This window comes from Desulfoluna sp. CLI2B, assembly GCF_056847375.1.
Genome location: NZ_CP186557.1, coordinates 656,915 through 673,457, shown reverse-complemented (window position 1 = coordinate 673,457; position 16,543 = coordinate 656,915). Strand labels below are relative to the sequence as shown.

The 16,543-nt window shown below is 60.4% G+C and carries 15 protein-coding genes; 7 read left to right on the top strand and 8 right to left on the bottom strand.

Annotated elements, in window-relative coordinates; all coding sequences use genetic code 11:
• Positions 1-13 precede the first annotated feature (13 nt).
• The 8 genes from ACOYW2_RS03245 to ACOYW2_RS03210 all read right to left on the bottom strand — a co-directional run bounded on the left by ACOYW2_RS03245 (position 14) and on the right by ACOYW2_RS03210 (position 8,514).
• Positions 14-340 (bottom strand): MGMT family protein, encoded by a 327-nt coding sequence (locus tag ACOYW2_RS03245; protein WP_482769377.1) that lies wholly within the window; start codon positions 338-340, stop codon positions 14-16.
• Between the two features lie 291 nt (positions 341-631).
• Positions 632-1,690 carry an ABC transporter ATP-binding protein gene (locus tag ACOYW2_RS03240; protein WP_482770972.1) on the bottom strand — a complete coding sequence of 353 codons (1,059 nt, stop codon included), beginning with the start codon at positions 1,688-1,690 and terminating at the stop codon, positions 632-634.
• 454 nt (positions 1,691-2,144) lie between these two features.
• Positions 2,145-3,152 (bottom strand): ABC transporter ATP-binding protein, encoded by a 1,008-nt coding sequence (locus tag ACOYW2_RS03235; protein ID WP_482769376.1) that lies wholly within the window; start codon positions 3,150-3,152, stop codon positions 2,145-2,147.
• Positions 3,153-3,154: 2 nt separating this feature from the next.
• Positions 3,155-4,201, bottom strand: coding sequence for an ABC transporter substrate-binding protein (locus ACOYW2_RS03230; RefSeq protein ID WP_482769375.1), 1,047 nt, complete (start codon positions 4,199-4,201; stop codon positions 3,155-3,157).
• A 19-nt stretch (positions 4,202-4,220) separates the two neighbouring features.
• Positions 4,221-4,955: an ABC transporter substrate-binding protein gene (locus ACOYW2_RS03225; protein ID WP_482769374.1), complete on the bottom strand. Its 735-nt coding sequence runs from the start codon at positions 4,953-4,955 to the stop codon at positions 4,221-4,223.
• Positions 4,956-5,165: 210 nt separating this feature from the next.
• Complete coding sequence (locus ACOYW2_RS03220; RefSeq protein ID WP_482421676.1) at positions 5,166-6,209, bottom strand: ABC transporter permease; 1,044 nt, start codon at positions 6,207-6,209, stop codon at positions 5,166-5,168.
• Positions 6,206-7,216 carry an ABC transporter permease subunit gene (locus tag ACOYW2_RS03215; protein WP_482415213.1) on the bottom strand — a complete coding sequence of 337 codons (1,011 nt, stop codon included), beginning with the start codon at positions 7,214-7,216 and terminating at the stop codon, positions 6,206-6,208. Before ACOYW2_RS03215 ends, ACOYW2_RS03220 begins: the two co-directional genes overlap by 4 nt.
• A gap of 374 nt (positions 7,217-7,590) precedes the next feature.
• Entirely contained in the window at positions 7,591-8,514 is a 924-nt protein-coding gene (locus tag ACOYW2_RS03210) for a diacylglycerol/lipid kinase family protein (RefSeq protein WP_482415212.1), read from the bottom strand.
• 399 nt (positions 8,515-8,913) lie between these two features.
• On the opposite strand from ACOYW2_RS03210, the gene mraZ reads away from it, so the two are divergent.
• The 7 genes from mraZ to mraY all read left to right on the top strand — a co-directional run bounded on the left by mraZ (position 8,914) and on the right by mraY (position 16,539).
• The gene (gene mraZ, locus ACOYW2_RS03205; protein WP_482421673.1) at positions 8,914-9,366 is read left to right on the top strand and encodes a division/cell wall cluster transcriptional repressor MraZ; all 453 of its coding nucleotides are present in this window, start codon (positions 8,914-8,916) and stop codon (positions 9,364-9,366) included.
• A 6-nt stretch (positions 9,367-9,372) separates the two neighbouring features.
• Positions 9,373-10,311 (top strand): 16S rRNA (cytosine(1402)-N(4))-methyltransferase RsmH, encoded by a 939-nt coding sequence (gene rsmH, locus ACOYW2_RS03200; RefSeq protein WP_482769373.1) that lies wholly within the window; start codon positions 9,373-9,375, stop codon positions 10,309-10,311.
• 81 nt (positions 10,312-10,392) lie between these two features.
• A complete protein-coding gene (locus ACOYW2_RS03195) occupies positions 10,393-10,692 on the top strand; it encodes a hypothetical protein (RefSeq protein ID WP_482415209.1) in 300 nt (99 codons plus the stop codon).
• Positions 10,693-10,782: 90 nt separating this feature from the next.
• Entirely contained in the window at positions 10,783-12,546 is a 1,764-nt protein-coding gene (locus ACOYW2_RS03190; RefSeq protein ID WP_482769372.1) for a peptidoglycan D,D-transpeptidase FtsI family protein, read from the top strand.
• Positions 12,543-14,045, top strand: a complete 1,503-nt coding sequence (locus ACOYW2_RS03185) for a UDP-N-acetylmuramoyl-L-alanyl-D-glutamate--2,6-diaminopimelate ligase (RefSeq protein ID WP_482769371.1) — start codon at positions 12,543-12,545, stop codon at positions 14,043-14,045. The genes ACOYW2_RS03190 and ACOYW2_RS03185 overlap by 4 nt, the downstream gene beginning before the upstream one ends.
• A gap of 10 nt (positions 14,046-14,055) precedes the next feature.
• Positions 14,056-15,450, top strand: coding sequence for a UDP-N-acetylmuramoyl-tripeptide--D-alanyl-D-alanine ligase (locus tag ACOYW2_RS03180; protein WP_482769370.1), 1,395 nt, complete (start codon positions 14,056-14,058; stop codon positions 15,448-15,450).
• Between the two features lie 9 nt (positions 15,451-15,459).
• Positions 15,460-16,539, top strand: coding sequence for a phospho-N-acetylmuramoyl-pentapeptide-transferase (gene mraY / locus ACOYW2_RS03175; RefSeq protein ID WP_482415205.1), 1,080 nt, complete (start codon positions 15,460-15,462; stop codon positions 16,537-16,539).
• Positions 16,540-16,543 lie beyond the last annotated feature (4 nt).

Below are 16,543 nucleotides of genomic sequence, written 5' to 3'. Positions count from 1 at the left end.
TTGCAGGGGATTGTCAAGAAAAAGAGATTTCGGGAGGAACCCACAAATAGCGATCCAGATCCAGGCCGCCGTCCGGGCCGAAGACAACGCCTTCGGCAGCAAGAAGACCGGCCTGGATATCCCGGGACGAGCCGGTCAGAGAGATCCGCCCCAAGCGGTTCACCACACGGTGCCAGGGCAACCCCTCCGTTTCAGAGCAGCTGTGGAGAATGCGGGAGACCTGGCGCGCCCCCCGAGGGTTTCCCGCGGACGCGGCCAGAAGGCCGTAGGTGCACACACGGCCGGAAGGGATGGCGCGGATCAGGGTAATCACGCGCCGGGTAAAAAGAGAGTGGGACACAAAGGCCTCCAAGGACAAAATCGGTTTTAAAATCGTGCCTCCGGCGGGCAGGAGCTTAAGCCCCTGCACCCCAGGATCGCAAATGCTTCCGGGCTGTGCCCGTACGTAAGTGGATCGGCCTGGCTATAATCTCATGAAATATCCGGGTTAGGCTGTCGGAAACAAATAATCACACAATAGCTCGCCAGAATACCGCTGGGACTTGACCACAGGAATGAGGGGCAAAGCCCGGCGGTAATTTGCTTTCAAGGTGCTACACCTTGCAGCCGGAGGCATGCTTTTTCCAAGTACCTAAACCACTTGGGGCTCGTACAGATGGCAGGCCACGAGGTGCCCTTGCCCCTGGTCCAGGAACTCGGGTTCTGTGGTGCGGCAGATGTCCATGACGTGGGGGCAGCGGGTGTGGAACCGGCACCCGGACGGGGGGTGGATGGGGGACGGCACATCGCCCTTGAGGATGATGCGGTTTCCCTGCGCCCCGGGCTCGGGCACCGGGATGGCGGAGATCAGCGCCTGGGTGTAAGGATGCAGGGGCTCGCGGTAGATGGTGTCGGCGTCGGTCTGCTCCACGATCTTGCCCAGGTACATGACGGCCACCTGATCCGACACCAGACGCACCACGGCCAGATCGTGGGCGATGAACAGGGTGGTGAGCCCCATCTCCTCCTGAAGGTCGAGGAGAAGGTTAATCACCTGAGACTGGATGGAGACGTCCAGGGCCGAAACCGGCTCGTCACAGATCAAAAGGTCCGGGGAGAGGGCGATGGCACGGGCAATGCCGATGCGCTGGCGCTGGCCACCCGAAAACTCATGGGGAAACCGACTCTCCGCAGACCGGGGCAGCCCCACCTGATCCAGAAGCTCGGCCACACGCTTTCGCCTGGACGGTCCGTCCCCGATGCCGTGGATCACCAGAGGTTCCTGGATGATCTCCCCCACGCTGTGGCGGCTGTTGAGGGACTCAAACGGGTCCTGAAACACCATCTGGATCCGACGCCTGAAAGGTTTCAGTTCTTTTTCGGTGAGGGTGGTGAGATCCGTGCCGTCAAAACGCACGCTGCCGGAGGTGGCCTCGTACAAAGCCGCCAGGGTGCGCCCCAGGGTGCTCTTGCCGCACCCGGACTCCCCCACAAGCCCCAGGGTCTCGCCCGGGGCTACGGAAAAGGAGACCCCGTCAACGGCGTGGACATTCCCCACCTTGCGCTTGAAGACGCCCCCCGTCACCGGAAAGTATTTCACCAGGTCCTTCACCGTCAACATGCCGTGCCGCTCCTTCCAATGGTTGCAACGTGTCCAAAAAGAGTAAAATACCTGCCTCCGGCGGCCAAGGGCTGAGCCCTTGGAACCCAGGATCGCAAATGCTCCGGGGCTCGTTCCTCGCCCTGCGCATTTGCTGACGGGCTTCGCCCGTGTGGGATACCAACGTTAAGGTGCGATGCCCTTGTATCGGGGTACCTTTCGCTCCCAGGCAGAGCCTGGGAGCGAGAAGAAGAATAAAACCTGGCACCTGTTTATGTGACATCCTGTAGGGTGTACTTGCGCACCATTTGTTTGGAAAACCGCCATCTTTTGCTATGTCTATACGGCGTGACGGTCACCCGCACAGGTGGTTTTATGACCGTTACGATTCTTCGGCGGTGCGCAAGCGCACCCTACCTCCCCGGTAACGCGTCCCCCACATAAAAATACGATTGCGCACCCTTTACATTTTACACAACCTGTCTGTCTCACTTTTTAAAAGCTTGGCCCCCGGCAGGGCCGCCGAAGGCAGGCTTTTGGCAACGACCTTGAGCGTTGGGTCGGATCAAGCCCCTTGGTGGTCGTACAGGTGGCAGGCCACCTCATGGCCCTGGCCCACCATCAGGTCGGCCGGCACCTCGGCTGCACAGCGTTCCATGGCATGGGGGCAACGGTTCCTGAACCGGCAACCCGAAGGCAGCTCCATGAGCCCGGGCACCTGGCCGGTGATGGTCTCAAGACGGGTTTTCCTCGGGGAATCGAGCCGGGGCATGGAGGCGAGGAGCCCCTTGGTATACGGATGCCTGGGGTCCGAGAAAAGGGTCTTTACCGTGGCCCGTTCCACCACCTTGCCTGCGTACATCACCACCACGTCGTCGCACTGCTCGGCAATGACGCCCAGGTCGTGGGTAATGAAGATCACGGACATGCCCATGGAGGCGCGGATGTCCCGAATCAAATCGAGGATCTGGGCCTGCACCGTGACATCCAGGGCCGTGGTGGGCTCGTCCGCAATGAGGATGGAGGGTGACAGGGCAAGGGCCATGGCAATCATCACCCGCTGGCGCATCCCGCCGGAGAGCTGGTGAGGATAGGCGGACAGGCGACTTTCGGCATCGGGAATACCCACGGCCGAAAGAAGGCGCACCACCTCGGCCTGCAACTCTTTTTTTCCCATCTCGGACCGATGAATGCGAAGGGGCTCGGAGACCTGTTTGAAGAGGGTGTGGACGGGATTCAGGGCAGCCATGGGCTCCTGAAAGACCATGGCCACGGAAGCGCCCCTCACCGTCTGCATGGCATCGGCGGAGAGGCCCAGAAGGTCGGTACCGTCCAGCACCACCTCCCCTTCCTCAATGCGGGCCATGGGACGCGGCAGCAGGCGCATGACGGAAAGGGCTGTCACGCTCTTGCCGCAGCCTGATTCTCCCACGATCCCCAGGGTGCGCCCTCGGGTCAGCTCAAAGCCCACCTTGTCAACGGCCCTGACCACACCGGCCTCGGTGTCAAAGGCCACGGTGAGCCCCCGCACCGAGAGAATGGGATCGTCCGTTTGCCGAAGCTCGTCTGCCATGCCTATCCTTTCGGCTTGAAGGTCTCGTCGATGATGGTCACCGGATCAAATGCCTTTTTCTTTTTCATTGCCTTCTTTGTCTCCTCGTGGCGCGCCTTGTCGTACCAGAGCACACTGTCGCCAAAGGGGTCAAAAAGGTCATTGGAGTGCTTGGTGCCGGGGGGCTCGGGCAGCCGCCACCAGCGCCAGTACGCCTGCCTGAAATAGGGCACCATCATGGTGGGCACAAAGTTCGCCTGATCGTGGAGCATGCGCTGGATTTTCCGGGAAAGGACCTTGCGCTCCTCTTCGTCCAGGGAGTTGTGGTAGCGGTCGATGACCTCGTCCAGTTCCTTGTTGTCTGTGTTGGTGATGTTGTTGGTCTGGGGCTTGTGGGCGTTGTCCGAGTGGTAGGTCTGCCAGTACCTCGGATGAAAGCTGGTGGACCAGGCCATCATGGCCACGTCGTGTCGTTTCTCCAGAAATTTCTTGAAGGCCGCAGAGTTGTCCAGCTTCTGGAGGCGAATCTCCACTCCGGCCTTCTTTGCTTCTTCCTTGAGCACCACAAGCCGCTCGGTGATCTCATCAAAGGAGTAGCTCACCTCCACGGAGAACCGTTTACCCTCCTTCTCCCAGATGCCGTCGCCCCCACGGGCCCACCCCGAGGCGGTCATGTACTCGGCCACCTTGCCGATGTCGTAGGGGCGCGCTTCGATGCTCTCGTCCGTGTACTCCCCGTATCCCTGGTAGGCCTGCTTCAGGCGGAAGTAGTCACCCCGAAGCACTTTCTTGATCACCTTGTCCACGTTCATGGCGTAGGCAAAAGCCAGACGCACGTTGCGATCCTTGAAGATCTCCCGGTCCTCGTTGAGGTAAAAGCCCTGGGGCGGGCGCCTGGTGTCGTTGAAAAACCAGATCCGCTCCACATACCCCTTGTTTACCACGTCGGTGTCGCTCTTGCGGTACCAGTATTTGGGATAGGTGATGCGGAAGGTGTCGAAGCGCCCTTTGCGGAAATACTCCCACTGGGTGTTGTAGTCCCGCACCACACGGAAGATCACCTTGTTCACATTGTACCGGCCCTTGGTGTCATGGAGAGGTCACTTCCACCGAGTCCTTTTTCCGGGTAAAGACAACCTCTTTTCCCTTTTTAAAGGAACTGACCTGGTAAGGACCGGTGTTGGGAACGATCTTCCAGTTGTACCGGGCAACAAAGTCTTTACCAAGCTTGCCGTAATAATGGCGCGGGGTGGGTGAAATGGTAAGCTTCAAATGCAGGTCCGGCTCCGCCCTGGTGCTCACCACCGCAAGGGTATGGTCGTCGTAGACGATAACCTTTTCAATCTCCTCGGTGTAATAGCGGTTGTACCAGGGCGCCACGATATCCTTGGAACGCATGAACTCCATGGTATAGGCAAAATCCCCGGCCGTCACCGGCACCCCGTCAGACCAGCGCGCCCTGGGGTCGAGCTTGAAGTACATGGTCTTCTTGTCGTCCCCGAAGGCCCAGTGGGTGGCCAGGGCCGGGATAATACGCTCGGTGTTGGGGTGAAGCGCCACCAGGCTCATCTGGTTGGCCCCGATGTTGCTCCGGAAGCTGCCGTTGGAATCCGGCCCCACGGTGCGGAAGGTCAAGGGGTAGCTGGCAATGGCACTTCGAAACACCCCGCCCTTCACCGCATCCGGGGAGGCAAAGACCGGGTCCTCATGGTTGGTCAGCCACGTTATCCCCTCGGGCAGGGTTTCGCCTGCCAGGCAGGTTCCCCCCCACACCAAAAAAGCCAAAGTCAAAACGATGAACCGAGCCATCACCTGTTGTCGCATTCTGTTCTCCTGATAAAAATAAAAACCTCCGAGCTCGCCCACACGCCGCCCGCCCCCTTTCGCCTTTCGCCCTTAGCCCTTAGCCTCCCCCATTCCCCCGTTTTTCCTATCACCTGTTTTCCCTATAACCAGCGTGCCCCCTCACCCTCGGCACAATCACACCATTCACCACCAACTATTCACCATTCACTACTGACTACTCACCATTCACTATTCATAATATGTATACATCTTCGGATCAAACGCCTCCCTCACCGCCTCTCCCACAAAGGTGACGGTGGTGAGCACCACGGTTAAGGCCACGATGACCGCCCCGGCAATCCACCAGGCATCCATGTTGGCCCAGCCCTGGTTGAGCAGCTCCCCCCAGCTCGGGGTGGGCGCGGGCAGGCCGAAGCCCAGGTAATCCAGGGAGGTCAGGGCAACGATCCCCCCAGACACGGAGAACGGGGCGTAGGTCACCACCACGGCCAGGGTGTTGGGCAGGATGTGGCGAAAAATAATCCGGCTCCGGGAGGCGCCCATGGCCCGGGCGGCCAGGACGTACTCGCGCTCCCGTTCCCGATAGGTCATGGTGCGCATCACCCAGGTCATGCCCATCCAGCTGAACAAGGCCATGAGGATGATGAGGGTCCAGAAACCCGGGGTCATCACCGAGGCGATGATGATCACCACGTACAAAAAGGGCACGTTGGACCAGATCTCAATGAGCCGCTGGACAAAGAGGTCGAAGCGCCCCCCCAGGTATCCCATGAGGCAGCCCACCCCCACCCCGACCCCGTAGGTCACGATAAGGAGCCCCAGGGCAAAGAAAATGGCCGTTCGAAAGCCGTAGACCAGGCGGGCCAGCACATCACGGCCCACGGTGTCCGTGCCCAGGAGATGCCGCCCTTCGATGGACGGGGCAAAGGGCGGGTAATCCCCCTCCTTGAGGTCGGTCTCCAGGGGGTTCCAGGGAATGGGGGGCATGATCACCCATCCCGTCCCTTCTTCTTCAAGATGCTCTTTCAGCTTCCGATAGTTGGTCTCGTAACTGTAATCCAGGCCAAAGTCGGTGCCCGGCACCATGGCCCCGTAGGTGGGAAACACAAGGCTCCCGTTATAACTCACCACCAGGGCCCGGCTGTTGACCCACAACTCGGCACCCACGGCCAGCACCAGAAGGATCATCAGGATCACAAAAGACCAGAACCCGCGCTTGATGGAGCGGAATCGTTTGAGCTTTCGTATGGTCAGGGGATTAAGCGCCATCATTCGAAGGTCACCCTTGGGTCGGTTAAGGCCACGCAGATATCCGACAGGATATTGCCGATGAGAAAAAGCAGGGAGGAGATCACCAGCACCCCCAGCACAACGGGGTAGTCCCGTTCCACCACGGATTCGTAGCCGAGGAGGCCCATGCCGTCAATGTTGAACACCTTTTCAATTAAGAAGGAACCGGTGAGGATCAGGGAAATGTTGCTGCCGAAGCTGGTGGCAAGGGGAATGAGGCTGTTGCGAAGCGCGTGGCGGAACACCGCCTTACGAAAGGGAAGGCCCTTGGCCACGGCCGTGCGCATGTAGTCGGCGGCCAGGTTGTCCATGAGGGTGTTTTTCATAAGCATGGTCATGACGGCAAAGGAGCCCGCCACATAGGAGATCACCGGCAGCACCGTGTGCCACACCACGTCCTTCACCTTTCCCCAGGCATCCAGCTCGTCGTAAAAGTCCCCCACAAAGCCCCCCAAAGGAAAAAACTCCCAGCGCGCCGCAAAAAGCAGGAGAAGCAGCACCCCGATGACCCAGCCGGGAATGGCGTAGCCCGTAAAGACGAGAAGGGAGGAGATGTTGTCGAACCGGCTGTTGTGGCGCACGGCCTTGGCCACCCCCAAAGGGATGCACACCCCGTACACCAGCACCAGGGAGATGAGCCCGAAGTAAAGGGAGATGGGGAGCCGGTCCAGAATCATGGAAAGCACCGGGTCGTAATACCGCGTGGAAGTCCCCAGGTCCCCGGTCACCACCTTGCCCAGCCAGGAGGCATAACTCTGGAGCAAGGGCTTGTCGAACCCATAGTACCGCTTGAGTTCCTCAATCTGGTCCTCGGACAGGGGCTGACTCTGATCCCCTGTGACCATGCCCGTCTGCTGAGCCCGCGCCTCGGCGATCATCCGCTCCACGGGCCCCCCGGGCACAAACCGGGTCACGGCAAACACCATCACCGTGATGCCGAGAAAGGTGGGGATCACCAACAACAATCGCCTGATAAAGTATGCTTTCATCGATGCCTTTTATTAATCATTTGCCTTCTATGGTTACCGTAGGGGAAAAGAAGGCCTCCGGCGGCGAGGTGGGCCACCTCGAAAGCTGATTGCCCTTGCGCTTTGCCCGATACAAAAGCCGGTGGTTTAGACGGACAGGCTCTCACCCATCCAAGCTAAGGGATACGTTATCGTAACTTGTCCATTATCGGTTTAACCGGACCTAAAACGGGTGGTATGGCTGACGTCGCCACGGCCTTTAATGTTCTGGAGCGCCGCACTCCCGTGCGGCTTTTTGTCTTCCCGACAGGGCCACGCAGATGCAAAAACAGAACATAAGCCCTGTTTACGAGCGTCATACGGCCACTCAAAAAAGCAAAGTCGCCACCCCGAACTTACCAGAGAAGCTCCACCTCGCCCCACACCTTGATGTCAAGCCGGTCGTCGGTGCGGCATTCGCCGTCAAGCATCCAGCGGACGGGCCCGTTTTCCGAACGGATGGTCACCTGCTCGGCCGGGGCGGAGTAGTGCATGGCGTCATGGGGAATGTCGCGGCCGGTCCAGAGCCTGGGAATCTGACCCACGATCTGCATGGGGGAAAGGGAGCAGGCCATGAAGTGAAAGGCGCCCTTGCGCTCATAGGCTCTGGGGGTTGCCCTGCAGCCCATGCTGATGTCCTCCACGGTGCAGCCCAGGATGATGCTGAACTCCGTCTCGGGCAGGGGCTCTCCATCCACCTCTACGATAAGGGGCTCGGGCTTGAACATCTCTTTGGCGTAGCCGGTGCCTGCAAGGGTGCTACCTGCAATCTGGAATCCCATCTTCACCGCCTGCACCGGCCCCTGGCTCGGGGCGTCGTAATAGGCATCCAGGAACCTCACCACCACGGCAGCCCCGGACATGAACCCCAGGTGTCCGTTTGCGCAGAGGACCTGGTTCTTCATGCGGGTCAGGGGGCCCTGGTCTTTGAGCCCCTTGACCACCTTGCTCAAAATGGACTCAGGCGTCCCCTTGATGCCCAGGCCGCCCGCCACGGTGTTCATGGTGCCGCCGCGCATCACCACAAAGGAAGGCAGGGGGTTCTCCTTATAGATATCGGCAAAAATGGTCATGGCCATCTGAAGTGAGCCGTCGCCCCCGTTGACCCCCACCACTTTGCACCCTGTCTCCAGGCAGTGCCTGGCCACATCATGGACCGCCTCCACGGATCGGGTCTGGTGAAGGGTGCCGACACCCTCCAGAATCTTTGCCAGCCGCTCGGCACGCTCGGGTCGTTTTCGGTTCTGCTTGGCGTTGGGATTATGAATGACTGAAATCACGGGTCTCGTTTCCTAAAATTGTATTTAAGGTATAAAAAAAATCGCAATACACGGCTTGAAATGCGAGGTACCTCTGCCCGCGACAATGGGATGTCGCGTCACGACGCGATGCGTACGGGCTGTCGGGAATGCTTGCTCCGGGATGCCGAGAGGGAGGCGGTAGTTTCCTGAATTGACCGCAGAACTTTCGGCCCCGTGCCCAGATTCTTTTTTTTCTGAACCCCGTTCCACTCCACTTTACATCTCATCAACCGCACTTTTCTTTTACACGGTTAATCGCATATAATCATTAAATAATTTGTAACAAATTTTGTTTTTTCCCTTGACTATTCGACCAAAAATTGTAGTCTTACAAAAGTAAAGTGGATGTAATGTGCACCAAACACCCAAAGGCTTGGCATGAGCGCATTCAGAGGCACCTCGAATCACACGCTGGACCCCAAAGGGAGACTCATCATCCCTTCGCGGTTCCGATCCGTCATCAAGGCGGGACGGGAGGAGTGCGTGATGGTGACTAAACTGGACGGGGCCCTCTACGCCTACACCATGGAAGAGTGGGACATTTTTGAGACCAAGCTGCGCAAAGCCATGGGCAAGCACATGAACAAGATCCGGCGTTTTATCATCGGCAGCGCCCAGGCGTGCCCCCTGGACAAACAGGGGCGTATACAGATCCCCAAAGACCTCCGGGACTATGCCGACATCCGGCCCGAAGGAGAGGTCACCCTCGTGGGCCTGGTAGAACGCTTCGAGATCTGGCAATCAGACAAACTGAAAGACGAGCAGGACGCCATCGAAGAACTGCTCCAAACCGACGAAGCTCGTGACGAGCTGATGGAACTGGGACTTTAGATCCAAATGGATTTCAAACATATATCCGCCATGCCCCGAGAGGTCATGACCGCCCTTGACCCCAAACAGGGCGGCACCTTTGTGGACGGTACCCTGGGCGGGGGGGGCCACTCGGCGCTGATCATCGATCGCATCATGCCGGGGGGCCGGTTCATCGGGATCGATCAGGACATGGACGCCATACAAAACGCCCGGAAACGGTTCTCCGACCACGGTGAGAGCGTCACCCTTGTCCACGACAACTTTGCCAACATCGCCGCCATACTCAAGGACCTCGGCGTAAGCGGCGTGGACGGGATCCTGGTGGACATCGGGCTCTCGCAGCACCAGCTTGAAGGCAGCGGCCGAGGATTCAGCTTCATGCGGGACGAGCCCCTGGACATGCGCATGGACGCCCGGGGTGACACCACCGCCGAAGACCTTGTCAACACGCTCCCGGAAAAGGAGCTGGCAGATATCATCTTCAAATACGGGGAAGAGCGTTTCTCCCGGGGCATTGCCAGGGCCATCGTTAAAAAGCGCCAGGCATCGCCCATCACGACCACGGCGGAGCTTGCCGACATCATCCGTTACGCCATGCCGGCCAAGGCGGTGGCCAAGCAGAAGATCCATCCGGCCACCCGGAGTTTCCAGGCCATCCGCATCGCGGTCAACCGTGAGCTGGATCGGCTGGAGCGGTTCATGGATGATTTTCTGGGGCTCCTCAACCCCGGCGGCAGGCTGTGCGTTCTCTCCTTTCACTCCCTGGAGGACCGCATCGTCAAGCAGAAGATGAAGGAGCTGGCCACCGGATGCACCTGCCCGAAACAGTTCCCCATCTGCACCTGTGGAAATGAGCCGAAGGTCAAGCTCCTCACCCGCAAGGCCGTTCGACCCGCCGACGACGAAGTGGCGGACAATCCCATGGCACGCAGCACACGCCTCAGGGCCTGTGAAAAATTGTAACGCTGGGGCAGGATGCTTTGCTTAACCGCCCCTGAGCGCACGTTGCCGAACCCCGGCCTCACCCTCTGACGGACCTGTCCCATGAGCCGAAAAAAGTTTTTGATCTCCCCGGCCATGCAACTGGCCGTCCTGCTGTTTCTTGCGGTGCTGCTGGCGGAAGGGTTCACCTACACCTGGGTACGTAGCAGGTGCCACCTGACCAACCGCTCCATCGCCTCGGAGACGATCCTGAACCAGAAACTGGTCAAGACCCGAAAACGTCTCAAGGTCGAGCTGGCGCACCTGAAATCACCCCGGCAGATCACGGGCAGAGCCCGGAAGGAACTCGGCCTGAAGCGGCCCACCCAGGACCAGATCCTCCGGCTGAAAAGTCCGCAGTAGGCCGTCGGAACCAGCAAACAAGACAAAGCAAGCAAGTAAAACGGCCTTGATTCCTTATTTTTCAAGCCCGTCAAAACCATAGAGGAAACCATGCCCGCACACACCGACACCACCATCAAACGCGTCAAAGCAAGGGGGACCCTGCTCGCCCTTATGTTTGCCGCGGGGTTTCTGGTCATTGCGACACAGGCGGTCTCCCTGCAGGTCCTCAAACAGGGGTGGCTCAGCCGCAAGGCTGAGGTTCGGTTTGCCCGGTCCGACAAGGTCATGGGCAAGCGAGGCACCATCAGCGACCGCAACGGCCGCCCCCTTGCCGTGAGCATCGCGGCCAAGGCCATCGGGGTCTACCCCAGAAAGGCCGCCGCCATCGACAACGTACCCCAGGCGGCACGGCAGATTGCCTCGGCCCTGAAAATGAGCCGCAAAGAGGTGGAACGGGCCCTGCGGCACCCGAAGTACAACTGGATCAAGCGCCCCGTCTCCCCTGAAATGGGCGCGGCTGTCGCCGCCCTGAAGATTCCCGGCGTGGAGGTCCACCCGTTCCACAAGCGGGTCTACCCCAGCATGGAGCTGGCCGGCCAGCTCATCGGCGCCTCCAAGATCGATGACATCGGCGGACGCAACGGGCTGGAGTACCGGTACAACGACATCTTAAGCCCCACCACCGCCAACCGAACGGTTAAGTGGGACGGCACGGGCAAGCCCGTGGACATCGAGTCGGCCCCCATCGAAAAGATCAGCGGGAGCAACCTGGTCCTCACCATCGACGCCAACATCCAGGACATTGCCGAATCCGCCCTGAGAGACGCGGCCGTCACCCACAAGGCTTCCTCGGGCATGGCCGTGGTGATGCGACCCAAAACCGGCGAGATCCTGGCCATGGCCAACTACCCGGGTTTCAACCCCAACAACTTCGGCGCCTTCAGCGGGGAGACCCGGAGCAACCGCGCCGTCTCCGCCGACTTTGAGCCCGGATCCACCATGAAGGTCTTTGTGGTGGCCGCGGCCCTGGACTCGGGCAAGGTGAAGCGCTCCAGCATTTTTTACTGCGAGAACGGGGCCTATGATATCGGCGGGTTCACCTTCCACGACACCCACGAGTACGAATGGCTCAGCCTTGAGCAGGTGATCAAGTTCTCCAGCAACATCGCCGTGGTGAAGATCTCCGAGATCATCGGCAAAAACGCCCTGTACACGGCGTTGAAAGACTTTGGCTTCGGCCAGAAGAGCGGCATCAACCTCAACGGGGAGTCCCGTGGCATCCTCACCAACGCCTCCAACTGGAACCGGGTTGAGACCGGGGCCGTGGCCTTTGGCCAGGGGGTTTCGGTGACCGCCGTCCAGCTGGCAACCGCCTACTCTGCCCTGGCCAACGACGGCATGCTGGTGAAACCCTGGATCGTCAAGGAGGTTGTCTCCCCCAACGGTGAAAGAGAGAAGGCCTTTTCATCCCCGGGCCAGAAACGGATCATCACCCCGGAGACCGCCCGGTTCGTAAAAAAAATCATGGCCTCGGTCACCGAAGAAGGTGGCACCGGGGTCAAGGCGGCCCTCACCGGCTACACGGTGTGCGGAAAAACCGGCACTGCCCAGAAAATCGGGCCGGACAAGCGCTATTTCAAAGACCGGTACATCGCCTCCTTTGCGGGCTTTGTCCCCATGAAGAACCCTGAACTGAGCATTGTGGTCGTCCTGGACGACCCGAGAAGCGGCGGGTACTACGGCTCCACCGTGGCCGGTCCCGCCTTTCGAGAGATTGCATACAAAACCCTGGACTACCTGCATGTTGCCCCGGAAACCGAATCCATTCCGGAGAAACTGCTTCTGGCCTTGAAGAGCGAGGAGAAGAAGTGACATTATCCTGCCTCACACATAATATAGGAGACCTGCTGGCAGCCCCGCTGCCCGAGGCGGACCCGTTGGTATCCGCCGTTCAGTACGACTCCCGAAAAGTAACCGAAGGTGCCCTGTTCGTGGCTGTCCCCGGAGAGGCGGTGGACGGCCACCGCTACATTCCGGAAGCCATTGAGCGCGGGGCCGTGGCCGTCCTCGGAGAGCTTCCCCACGACGACCTTTCCGTCCCCTACATCCAGGTCACCGACTCGCGCAAGGCCCTTGCGCTGATCTCGGCAACCTTTTACGAGAACCCGGCCGACAGGCTCACCCTCGTTGCGGTCACCGGCACCAACGGCAAAACCACCGTGGCTTATATTATGGAGAGCATCTTTGCTGCCGCAGGCCACTCCGCCGGGGTCATGGGCACCATCAGCACCCGTTTCTGCGGAAAAGAAGAAGCCAGCGCCATGACCACTCCCGAGTCCCGGGACATTCAGGATACCCTGGCCCGCATGGCGGCAGCCGGGGTCACCCACGCGGTGATGGAGGTCTCCTCCCACGCCCTGGCCCTGGACCGCGTGGCCGGATGCGCCTTTGACGCGGCCATTTTCACCAACCTCACCCAGGACCACCTGGATTACCACGGCACCATGGAAGTCTACGGCGAGGCCAAGCGCCAGCTCTTCGAAGGGCACCGAAAAGAGGGCGGCGCCGCTGTCATCAACATGGCCAACGAGCACGGACGCCACCTGGCCGAGACCCTCTCAGGCAAAGTCTTCCCTGTGGGAGGCGACACAGGGGCCCTTTCTGCCGACCGCATCGAGGTGGCCATCGACGGTATCAAAGGCGAGTTCGTCACCTCCGAGGGGCGCACACCCTTTGCCTCCGGAGCCACGGGCCGCTACAACCTGGAGAACATTCTCTGTGCTGCAGGGGCCGCCCTTTCCGTGGGCATCCCCATGGACGCCGTGGTGCGAGGGGTTGCCGCCTTCAAGGTGCCGGGACGCCTGGAGCGCGTGGACACCACCTGCGGGCGTCACCTCTTTGTGGATTACGCCCACACCCCGGACGCCCTTGAAAATGTCCTGTCCACCCTCCGGCACCTCGTGCCGGGACGGCTCATCTGCGTGCTGGGATGCGGCGGGGACCGGGACCGTACCAAGCGCCCCCTGATGGCGGGCATCGGCGCGGCATACAGCGATCTTGCCGTCCTCACCTCGGACAATCCCCGGAGTGAAGCACCCGAAAAAATTATCGAAGACATGGTTCCGGGTATAGACGGGGAAACAAGTTTCAGGTATGAACCTGAGCGTCTCTCAAAGGATTTTTCCCGAAAAGGGTACGTGGTGGTTGTCGACCGCCGCGAGGCCATCGGCCTGGCAGTGGCGTCGGCCCGACCCGGAGACACCGTGCTGGTGGCGGGCAAAGGCCACGAGACCTACCAGATCATCGGCGGCAAGCGACTCGATTTTGACGACAGGAAGGAGGTTCTGAAGGCGGTTGAAGACAGAAGATAGGTCATACCCGATGCCCTGGAGCACGGGGGATGTCCTGGCGGCCACCGGAGGTGAACTGGCCTTCGGAGACCCGGACGCCACCCATGCGACCGTCTCCACAGACACCCGATCCATCGGTAATAACAGTATTTTTGTCGCCCTCAAAGGCGAATCCTTCGACGGACACCGGTACATCGGCGTGGCCGTGGACAAAGGCGCCAGCTGCATCGTGGCCGCCTCAGCCGCCATGGAAGGGGTGGAGACCGGAGGCTGGAAAGCCGCCGGAGTGTCCCTGGTCCTGGTGGACGATACCCTCGCCGCCCTGGGCCGCCTCGGCCGGTTCAACCGTGACCGAAGCCACGTCCGCCTCATCGCCATCACCGGCTCCAACGGCAAGACCACCACACGGGCCCTCACGGCCTCGGTCCTGGCGGTTCGCCATGCGGTCCACGCCACCCGCGGCAACTTCAACAACGAAGTGGGCCTGCCCACAACCCTGTTGCGCCTTGCCCCCGAGCACCGCTGGTCGGTGGTGGAGCTTGGCATGAACGCCCCCGGGGAGATGACCCGCCTGGGCCACATCTGCCGGGCCGACGTCGCCGTCATCACCTGCATCGGGGAGGCTCACCTGGAAGGGCTGGGCACCGTGGAACAGGTGGCCGAGGCCAAGGCCGAGCTCCTGGACACCCTGGAGAGCGACGCCGTGGTCATCCTCAACGGGGACGACCCGCACTTAAGAAAGCTCGCTTCAGACCGCGGGCTCTCTCCCGTCTGGTACGGTTTCTGTGAGGACGCCCATGTCCGGGCCGAGGAGATCACCTGGGAGGAAGGCCTCCAGCGCTTCACCCTCTGCCACAACGGAGAGAGGGTCCGGGCCGCCATTCCCCTGGCCGGGACCTTTATGGTACAAAACGCCCTGGCGGCGGCAGCCGCCGGAATCCAGGCGGGGCTTTCCCTCACCGAGATCGCCCGGGGCCTTGAGGCAGCCACCTTTGAACCGGGTCGTCTCACCATCCGGGAGACCCAAACGGGCATCCACGTCATCGACGACACATACAACGCCAACCCCCTCTCCATGGGGGCAGCCCTCACCACCCTCTCCCGCCTCAAGGAAGGCCACAGGGCCCTGGCGGTCCTGGGAGACATGCGCGAGCTCGGTAAGGGAGCCCCGGGCTTCCACCGCGAGCTGGGCAGAAAAGCCGCGGAGTCGGGAGTGGCAGGCCTTTACGCCTGCGGCGACTTCGCAGGGGAGATCAGGCTGGGCGCCCTGGAGGCAGGGCTTTCGGACCATTGTATTTACACAGGCACGAAAGAGGCGCTCCTGGAGCGCATCTTACACGATATCCACACAGGAGACTGGGTCCTTGTCAAGGGATCCCGCTCCATGGGCATGGAACAGATCGTCACCGATCTGCTGTGCAGGTAGCAGGACGTTATGATTTACAACCTTCTTTATGGTCTTTATGGGGACATCTCGTTTTTCAACCTGTTCCGATACATTACCTTTCGAACCATTTACGGCACCATCACGGCCTTTCTCATCTGCTTTCTCATGGGCCCCTGGCTCATCAACAAGCTCCGGAGGCTCCAGATCGGACAGTACATCCGGGAGTGCGGCCCGGAAAGCCACCTGGGCAAGGCCGGCACCCCCACCATGGGCGGGGTGATGATCCTTCTGGCCATCATCGGCTCCTCCCTGCTCTGGGCGGACATCAAGAACCCGTATGTCTGGATCGTCCTGCTGGCCGCCGCAGGCTTCGGCCTCATCGGGTTTACCGACGACTACCTGATGCAGATCAAAAAGCGCAGCAAGGGCCTCTCCGCCCGGGGGAAATTCACCCTCCAGGCCCTTCTGGCCCTTCTCATCGGGTGGCTGGTCTACAGCTCTCCGGGTTTTTCCACCACGGTGACGGTGCCTTTCCTTAAAAACGTACAGCCGGACCTGGGCTTCGGATACATCTTCTTTGCCGCCTTTGTCATCGTGGGGTGCTCCAACGCCGTAAACCTCACAGACGGCTTAGACGGCCTGGCCACCGGTCCCATGATCATCGCCAGCATCACCTACATGGTCTTTGCCTATGTCTCGGGCCATGCAGGGATTGCCGAGTATCTCCAGATCCCCTTTATCAAGAACGGCGGGGAGATGGCCGTCCTCTGCGGTGCCACAGCCGGTGCCGGGGTGGGCTTTCTCTGGTTCAACTCCTACCCGGCCCAGATTTTCATGGGGGACACGGGCTCCCTGCCCCTGGGGGCTATTCTCGGGACCATCGCCGTCATCACCAAGCAGGAGATCCTGCTGGTCATCGTGGGGGGGCTTTTTGTCATGGAGGCCCTCTCCGTTATCATCCAGGTCACCTACTTCAAGCTGACGGGGGGCCAGCGGATTTTCCGCATGGCACCGCTTCACCACCATTTTGAGCTCAAGGGCTGGCAGGAACCCAAGGTCATCGTCCGGTTCTGGATCATCTCCGCCATGCTGGCCCTTCTGGCCGTCAGCACGCTCAAGATTCGATAGGAGT

Excerpts from the sequence above, each read along its gene's own strand:
- ACOYW2_RS03235 (WP_482769376.1), bottom strand. The coding sequence starts at position 3,152 with ATGGCAGACGAGCTTCGGCAAACGGACGATCCCATTCTCTCGGTGCGG.
- ACOYW2_RS03225 (WP_482769374.1), bottom strand. The coding sequence starts at position 4,955 with ATGCGACAACAGGTGATGGCTCGGTTCATCGTTTTGACTTTGGCTTTT.
- ACOYW2_RS03220 (WP_482421676.1), bottom strand. The coding sequence starts at position 6,209 with ATGATGGCGCTTAATCCCCTGACCATACGAAAGCTCAAACGATTCCGC.
- ACOYW2_RS03215 (WP_482415213.1), bottom strand. The coding sequence starts at position 7,216 with ATGAAAGCATACTTTATCAGGCGATTGTTGTTGGTGATCCCCACCTTT.
- mraZ (WP_482421673.1), top strand. The coding sequence starts at position 8,914 with ATGAGCGCATTCAGAGGCACCTCGAATCACACGCTGGACCCCAAAGGG.
- rsmH (WP_482769373.1), top strand. The coding sequence starts at position 9,373 with ATGGATTTCAAACATATATCCGCCATGCCCCGAGAGGTCATGACCGCC.
- ACOYW2_RS03195 (WP_482415209.1), top strand. The coding sequence starts at position 10,393 with ATGAGCCGAAAAAAGTTTTTGATCTCCCCGGCCATGCAACTGGCCGTC.
- ACOYW2_RS03190 (WP_482769372.1), top strand. The coding sequence starts at position 10,783 with ATGCCCGCACACACCGACACCACCATCAAACGCGTCAAAGCAAGGGGG.
- ACOYW2_RS03180 (WP_482769370.1), top strand. The coding sequence starts at position 14,056 with ATGCCCTGGAGCACGGGGGATGTCCTGGCGGCCACCGGAGGTGAACTG.
- mraY (WP_482415205.1), top strand. The coding sequence starts at position 15,460 with ATGATTTACAACCTTCTTTATGGTCTTTATGGGGACATCTCGTTTTTC.